Origin of the sequence: Agreia sp., from assembly GCF_964263775.1 — a bacterium.
Lineage (GTDB): Bacteria > Actinomycetota > Actinomycetes > Actinomycetales > Microbacteriaceae > Agreia.
This window is the reverse complement of record NZ_CAXVWM010000095.1, coordinates 1-4946: the sequence shown is the minus strand read 5'-3', so window position 1 is coordinate 4946 and position 4946 is coordinate 1. Positions and strand designations below refer to the sequence as shown.

Genomic DNA, 4946 nt, shown 5'->3' with positions numbered 1-4946 from the left:
CCTGCCGCGTCTCGCCCACGATGGGCAGGATGGGCGTGATGATCGTGACATCGCCGGGTGCACGGCCGGCCGCGGCCGCGCGCTGCCCCGCCTCGCGGTAGAACTTCACGGCGTCTCCGAGGCTCGACGGCGCGACCACGTGGATGTCGGCGTGCACCGCCGCGAATTCGCGGGCGCGCACCGAGACGCCGGCGTGCACGACCGGAATCTGCCCCTGCACGGGGCGCAGCGCGTTGAGCGGCCCGGCCACGCTGAAACGCCGGCCCTCGTGATCGACGGGGTCGACCCTCGAGTGGTCCACGAGAATTCCGCGCTTCGCATCGGCGACCACGGCGTCGTCATCCCAGCTGTCCCACAGGCTGCGCAGCAGCTGCACGTACTCGACACCGGTCTCGAATCGGTTGTCGTCGGAGCCGCCGGCATCCGTTCTGCCGAAATTCGCGCCCGCCCGCGGGTCGGTGCCCACCGTCAGGTTGAGGCCGAAACGGCCGCCCGAAAGCCGGTCGATGGATGCCGCGGCGCGGGCGATCGCGTACGGCTCGGAATGCGCGGTGCTGGCCGTGGCGATGAGTCCGATGCGGTTGGTGACGGCCGCGAGAAAAGCGGCCGAGCTGAAGGGGTCGATGCGCGCCAGCAGCGACGGCTCCGTGTATTCGAGGTCGGAGCTCGACGACAGCCAGTCGCCGAGGAAGAGGAAGTCGAGCCCGGCCTCCTCGGCCGTGCGGGCGAGCCGCTTGAGGGCCGCGGGGTCGTTCGCCGGGTTCTTGTGCGCACCGGGATAGCGCCAGCCAGAGGGGAATGCTCCGAGCGTGCGCACCATGGCCCCGAGAACCAGCTGTCCATCGCGTTCGAACATGCGGACAGGCGACGGGGTGCTCATGCGATGACCCTAGGCGCGTCGACGTGGAATGCCGAGCGTCGACGACACATGGCGTAAAGCAGCGGCGGGCTTTACCCGATCTTCCGTACGATCGCTGCATGACTCACGCCCGCTTCGACCACATCACCCGTGCCGAGCTGAGCATTCCCTCGAGCCGCAAGTGGAGCCTGCACCCCGGAACCATCGGCGCCTGGGTGGCCGAGATGGACTTCGGAACGGCACCGCAGGTGACCCGCGCGCTGCATCGGGCCATCGACGACGGCAACCTCGGCTACCTCGCGCCGGCGACGTCGCACGATATGGCCAAGGCCACAGCCGCCTGGCACCGCGATGAGTACGGCTGGCACTTCCCTTGGCAGAACGTTCATGCCGTCAGTGACGTTATGGCGGCGCTCGAGGTGGCCATCACCAAGTTCTCGCCATCCGGCACGGGCGTCATTATTCCCACACCGGCATATATGCCGTTCCTCAGCTTCGTGCCCACTCTCGGGCGCGAGGTGTTCGAGGTTCCGGGAGTCGTGAATCCGGCGGGCCGCTGGCAGCACGACCTCGCAGGCATCGAGGCCGCCTTTCACGAGGGTGCTCGCACCCTCATCCTCTGCAACCCGCAGAACCCCACCGGAACGGTGCTCACGCGTGAGGAGCTGGAGGCCATCGCCCGCATCGTCGACCGGCACAACGGGCGCGTGTTCGCCGACGAGATCCACGCGCCGTTGCGCTATGAGGGCGTCGCGCACATTCCTTACGCGTCGCTGTCCGAGACCACCGCGCGCCATACGATCACGTCGACGTCGGCATCCAAGGCCTGGAACCTGCCGGGCCTCAAGACGGCACAGCTGATCACCTCGAACGAGTCCGACGAGGAGCTCTACCAGACGTTCGGATTCGCGGTCATGCACGGAGCATCCACCCCCGGCGTCATCGCCGCGACGGTCGCGTACACCGACGGCCGCGAGTGGTTGGGCGAGGTCGTCGACTACCTCGACGGCAATCGACAGCTGCTCGCCGAGCTGCTCGCCGAGCACCTCCCCGAGGTGCGCTACTGCATTCCGGATGCGACATACATCGCGTGGCTCGATTGCTCGGCTCTCGAGATCGAGGGATCGGTCGCCGACTTCTTTCGGGTCGAAGCCGGAGTCGCCGTCACCGACGGAGTGCTCTGCGGGCGTGGATACGAGCGCTACGCCCGCCTCATCTTCGCCATGCCCGCCCCCATTCTCGAGCAGGCCGTGCTCTCCATGGCCGACGCCGTGCGTCGATGTCTCCCCCGCCACACAGCACACCTCCGTGAGCCAGAGAGCAGCCTCCTGTGACCGATGCGACCCAGCCCTCGTCCGACGTCGCGCAGCCCGAATACGACTGGCAGGCATACGCCTTCGACACCCGCCAGGTGCACGCGGGCGAGTACGACGACCTCAACGCGGGAGCCCGCGTCTCGCCGATCGCGATGACCGCGGGCTACCGCTTCGACTCGTTCGACGACGCCCGCAACCGGTTCTCGGGGGATGCCGACGGGCTGATCTATTCGCGCCAGCGCAATCCCTCCGGCGCGGTGGCCGAGAAGCGCATCGCCTCGCTCGAAGGCGGCTCGGAGGCCATCGTCGTCTCGTCGGGCCAAGCCGCGATCACCTCGGCACTGCTCGCCCTCGCCGAAAACGGCGAGCGCATCGTCTCGACGGCCAGCATCTACAGCGGAACGCGGGTGCTCTTCGGCCGCAGCTTCGCCCGCTTCGGAGTGTCGGTCGACTACGTGTGGAACACGGCCGACGACGATGAATGGGATCGGGTCATCCGGCCGAATACGAAGGCCATCTTCACCGAGACGATCCCGAACCCGAAGAACGACATCGTCGACATCGAGCAGGTGGCCCGGGTGGCGGCCCGGCACGGCATCCCGCTGGTGGTCGACAACACGATCGCGTCGCCGTACGTGATCCGCCCGATCGAGTACGGCGCCGCCGTGGTCGTGCACTCGTCGACGAAATTCTTGTCTGGCCACGGTGCGGGGCTCTCGGGCGCGATCGTCGACGGCGGCACGTTCGACTGGGGCGCGTCGAAGAGGCGCTATCCGCTGCTGACCGAACCTCAAGCATCCGGTGGCCGCTCGCTGCTCGAGCGCTACGGCCGAACGGGATACGCGCGGCTCGCCCGCGAGGCTGTCGTCAACGACATCGGGCCGGCGCTGTCGCCGTTCAATTCGTTTCTGCTGCACCAGGGCATCGAGACCCTGTCGCTGCGCATGGAACGGCACCTCGACAGCTCCGTGACCATCGCGCGCTGGCTCGAGCAGCATCCGAAGGTCGAGAGCGTCGACTTCGCCGGCCTGGAGTCGAACCCGGCCTACGACCTGGCGCAGCGTCTCTACGGGGGGCGCACCGGATCGGTCTTCGCGGTGACCGTTCGCGGGGGAGCGGCGGGGGCGCGGAGCTTTCTCGACGCGCTGCGCGTCATTTCTCGCATGACCAACATCGGCGACGTGCGTTCGATGGCGCTGCATCCCACGACGACGACCCACATCTCGTTCACAGACGAGCTGCGCGAGAAGCTCGGCATCACGCCCGGGCTCATCAGGCTGTCGATCGGCATCGAAGATGTGAACGACCTGATCGCCGACCTCGACCAGGCCCTCGCCCGCGTCGCCTGATCTCGTTGCTCTGGCTTATGTGTACATGAGCGAGCCCGGGGTGGTGAGCTTCTCGCCGGTCTCGAGGTAGGTCTTCAGCCCCGACAGGATCATGGGCCAGCCGCCGTACAGCTGTTCGTTCGCACCCTCGCGCAGCTCGTCGTGGGTGACGACGAGTCGACACGAGTCGCCGACCTGCTCGATCTCCCACGTGATGCGACTCGTGCCCTCGGATTCGACCTCGTCGCTCCACCTCGCGACCATGGTCTGAACGAGCTTTCGTGGCGGATCGACCAGCAGGTTGACCCCGTCGCCGAGCGGCGCGTTCGACTTCGGGTTGGTCTGCGTGTAGCTCGACCCTTCGGTGAAATCCGACTCGATCGTGTTGCCGAAGTTGTAGACACTTCGGATCTCGCTGTCGGTGATCGCCTGCCACAGACGCTCGGGCGTCGTGCGGATGTAGATCTCGAATACCTTCTCCATGGTTCTCTCCAGTTCTGCCTTGAGACCGCTGAGGGCGGCCGTCCAGGGTTCGGCGTATTTGCTCGTCCACCGGTCGTGCACGAGCCGAATGGGCACAGGATTGAGAAAGTGCAGCTTCTCGCGGCCTCGTCGTCGGGTGACCACGAGTCCCGATTCCTCGAGGATTCCCAGGTGCTTCATGACCCCGAAGCGGCTCATGTCGAACCGCGCCTCGAGTGCGCTCAGCGACTGGCCGTCTTCGACGAACAGCGCGTCGAGGATCGCCCGCCGCGTCGGGTCGGCCAGGGCGCGGAACACGTCATCCATATTTCCGACTATAGGTGACCATATGGTCACGTATCAAGAAGGCAAGGCCTCGCGGCCGCCTGCTGACGCACGACCCCCGCCGCCGTCCCGGTACGCTCGATCGAGTGAGCAGTCCCGCGCCCGTCGACTCGTCGGGCGTGGCCGAGCTCCGAGAATTTCTGGCCGAGTGCGACCTCACCACGAGCGGCTTGGACGCGCCGGGCACCCGATACTGGATTTCCCGCGACGAGCGCGGCCGGGTCGTCGGCAGCACCGGGTTCGAACTGTCGCCCACGACGTGTGACGCCCTCATCCGCAGCGTGGCCGTCGCATCCGATGCCCGCGCCGCTGGTCTCGGCACCGAGCTGGCGCTGTTCGCCATCACCGCCGCCCGCGACGCCGGTGCCCAGCGAGCCTGGCTGTTCAGTAGACGCTCCGGGCCGTTCTGGCAGAGGCTGGGATTCGAGCGGGTGCCCACGGAGTCGCTGGCCGAGGCGCTCGCCGAGTCTCCGCAGGTTGCCCTGTTTCGGGCGACAGGCCAACTCGCCCGCGGGGTGGCCTGGGCGCGAACGCTATCCTGACCTCACAGCATCCGACAGGAGATCGTGTGAGCCAGCTGAGTCAGCCCCCCGCCTTCTCGTACCCGAACCAGCGCGTCATCCGGCCGCCGCTGAC

Annotated in this window: 5 protein-coding genes; 3 read left to right on the top strand and 2 right to left on the bottom strand. The window is 67.3% G+C overall.

All coding sequences use genetic code 11. The features are described from left to right. The coding region (locus tag ACE5CZ_RS07585) for an LLM class flavin-dependent oxidoreductase (RefSeq protein WP_374946722.1) at positions 1-880 on the bottom strand (880 nt) is incomplete at its 3' end. 98 nt (positions 881-978) lie between these two features. On the opposite strand from ACE5CZ_RS07585, the gene ACE5CZ_RS07580 reads away from it, so the two are divergent. Beyond that, the gene (locus ACE5CZ_RS07580; protein WP_374946721.1) at positions 979-2193 is read left to right on the top strand and encodes a MalY/PatB family protein; all 1215 of its coding nucleotides are present in this window, start codon (positions 979-981) and stop codon (positions 2191-2193) included. Continuing rightward, the gene (locus ACE5CZ_RS07575) at positions 2190-3524 is read left to right on the top strand and encodes an O-acetylhomoserine aminocarboxypropyltransferase/cysteine synthase family protein (protein WP_374946720.1); all 1335 of its coding nucleotides are present in this window, start codon (positions 2190-2192) and stop codon (positions 3522-3524) included. Before ACE5CZ_RS07580 ends, ACE5CZ_RS07575 begins: the two co-directional genes overlap by 4 nt. A gap of 15 nt (positions 3525-3539) precedes the next feature. On the opposite strand, the gene ACE5CZ_RS07570 is transcribed toward ACE5CZ_RS07575, so the two are convergent. Further along, a complete protein-coding gene (locus ACE5CZ_RS07570; RefSeq protein WP_374946719.1) occupies positions 3540-4292 on the bottom strand; it encodes an ArsR/SmtB family transcription factor in 753 nt (250 codons plus the stop codon). A gap of 104 nt (positions 4293-4396) precedes the next feature. Here ACE5CZ_RS07570 and ACE5CZ_RS07565 point away from each other — a divergent pair, with 104 nt between their 5' ends. Continuing rightward, positions 4397-4852, top strand: a complete 456-nt coding sequence (locus ACE5CZ_RS07565; protein ID WP_374946718.1) for a GNAT family N-acetyltransferase — start codon at positions 4397-4399, stop codon at positions 4850-4852. Positions 4853-4946 lie beyond the last annotated feature (94 nt).

Coding starts and splice junctions, on each gene's coding strand:
- ACE5CZ_RS07570 (WP_374946719.1), bottom strand. CDS start 4,292: ATGGATGACGTGTTCCGCGCCCTGGCCGACCCGACGCGGCGGGCGATC.
- ACE5CZ_RS07580 (WP_374946721.1), top strand. CDS start 979: ATGACTCACGCCCGCTTCGACCACATCACCCGTGCCGAGCTGAGCATT.